The 1,821-nt window shown below is 72.3% G+C and carries 3 protein-coding genes and 1 pseudogene; 2 read left to right on the forward strand and 2 right to left on the reverse strand.

Translation table 11 applies throughout. From position 1 onward, the window contains the following. Positions 1-457, forward strand: a 457-nt coding sequence (locus A5707_RS09165) for a M20/M25/M40 family metallo-hydrolase (protein ID WP_156657716.1), incomplete at its 5' end; no start/stop codon positions are given. On the opposite strand, the pseudogene A5707_RS09170 reads toward A5707_RS09165, so the two are convergent. Beyond that, a pseudogene (locus A5707_RS09170) lies at positions 442-1,185 on the reverse strand (AAA family ATPase); the annotation flags it as partial. The gene A5707_RS09165 and the pseudogene A5707_RS09170 sit on opposite strands and share 16 nt — an antisense overlap. On the opposite strand from A5707_RS09170, the gene A5707_RS23765 reads away from it, so the two are divergent. Further along, the gene (locus A5707_RS23765; RefSeq protein WP_156657722.1) at positions 1,165-1,380 is read left to right on the forward strand and encodes a hypothetical protein; all 216 of its coding nucleotides are present in this window, start codon (positions 1,165-1,167) and stop codon (positions 1,378-1,380) included. The pseudogene A5707_RS09170 and the gene A5707_RS23765 overlap by 21 nt on opposite strands. Here the strand turns inward: A5707_RS23765 and A5707_RS09175 are convergent. Beyond that, the coding region (locus tag A5707_RS09175) for a M20/M25/M40 family metallo-hydrolase (RefSeq protein ID WP_156657716.1) at positions 1,365-1,821 on the reverse strand (457 nt) is incomplete at its 5' end. The genes A5707_RS23765 and A5707_RS09175 overlap by 16 nt on opposite strands.

Genomic DNA, 1,821 nt, shown 5'->3' on the forward strand with positions numbered 1-1,821 from the left:
CTATCAGGCTCGCCACGTCGACATCGACGGCTGCACCTACCGTGAGGGCCTCTCGGCGGTACGCATCGACGGCGGCGTGGCCGGCAATGTCATCCCCGATGCGGCGTCGGTGACGGTCAACTTCCGGTTCGCCCCCGACCGCTCGCCCGACGCCGCGCTGCAACACGTGCACGAGGTGTTCGACGGGCTCGAGGTGGATATCGAACAGACGGACTGCGCCGCCGGCGCGCTGCCAGGTCTGGGCAAGCCCGCCGCCAAGGCGCTGGTCGAGGCGGCCGACGGGCAGGTCCGGGCGAAATACGGCTGGACCGACGTCGCGCGGTTCGCGGCCCGCGGTATCCCGGCGGTCAACTACGGCCCTGGCGACCCCAACGTGGCCCATCGCCGCGACGAGCGGGTACCGGTCGAGCAGATCACCGCCGCCGTGGACATGCTGCGCCGCTACCTATCCAGCTGAGCGCGCTTGGCCTGCGCGGCGCCGTCGGCGGCTGCCGGATGAAACCCCGCATCGGCCAGGTCGGCGGACACGTCGGCCAGCGCGGCCGGATCACCCGCTGCCAGCGCGCGGGCGTGAGCCAGCGTGAGCCGGCCAAGCACACAGTCCACTTCGAGCGCGAGGCGCTCGGCGCGATACACCGCGCTGGTGTCGCCGAGCCGGGCGGCGTCCTGCAGCGCCCGAAGCGCGATCGCCGACTGCCCGCCGCGTTCGGCGGCCTGCACAGCTTCCCGGGCGGCGACGATGGCGCCGGTGGTGTCGCCGCGTGTCGCCTTCGACCATGCCTTGGCCAAGGCCAGCTCCGGAGCGAACAGCGCCGACTTCAGACCGTGCCGCGACTCGGCTCGGCTGAAAGCCTTTGCCGCCGCAAGCTGTTCGCCTTGCTGGCCCAGCGCCTGGGCGAGCAGGGACAGCGACAGCGGGCCCCACGAATAGCCGGTGCGCTCCAGCGTGGCCGCCGCGGGCTCCAGCAGCGCCACCGCAGTGTCGAAGTCACCCTGGGCAATCGCCACGTACCCGACCAGCACCTCGCCGATCGCCCGTCCCGGCTGCTGCAGCTCGGCGAAATCGGTATGGCGCTGCGCCAACGAGCGCGCCGCGTCCAGCCGCCCGGCCATCAGCAGCGCCGTGACTCGGGCTAACCCGCTGGTGAACCTCAACAAGCCCGGGTGCTCGGCGACACCAGCGCGGTGTATCGCGCCGAGCGCCTCGCGCTCGAAGTGGACTGTGTGCTTGGCCGGCTCACGCTGGCTCACGCCCGCGCGCTGGCAGCGGGTGATCCGGCCGCGCTGGCCGACGTGTCCGCCGACCTGGCCGATGCGGGGTTTCATCCGGCAGCCGCCGACGGCGCCGCGCAGGCCAAGCGCGCTCAGCTGGATAGGTAGCGGCGCAGCATGTCCACGGCGGCGGTGATCTGCTCGACCGGTACCCGCTCGTCGCGGCGATGGGCCACGTTGGGGTCGCCAGGGCCGTAGTTGACCGCCGGGATACCGCGGGCCGCGAACCGCGCGACGTCGGTCCAGCCGTATTTCGCCCGGACCTGCCCGTCGGCCGCCTCGACCAGCGCCTTGGCGGCGGGCTTGCCCAGACCTGGCAGCGCGCCGGCGGCGCAGTCCGTCTGTTCGATATCCACCTCGAGCCCGTCGAACACCTCGTGCACGTGTTGCAGCGCGGCGTCGGGCGAGCGGTCGGGGGCGAACCGGAAGTTGACCGTCACCGACGCCGCATCGGGGATGACATTGCCGGCCACGCCGCCGTCGATGCGTACCGCCGAGAGGCCCTCACGGTAGGTGCAGCCGTCGATGTCGACGTGGCGAGCCTGATAG

It is taken from the genome of Mycobacterium kyorinense (genome assembly GCF_001672775.1).
Classification (GTDB): domain Bacteria; phylum Actinomycetota; class Actinomycetes; order Mycobacteriales; family Mycobacteriaceae; genus Mycobacterium; species Mycobacterium kyorinense_A.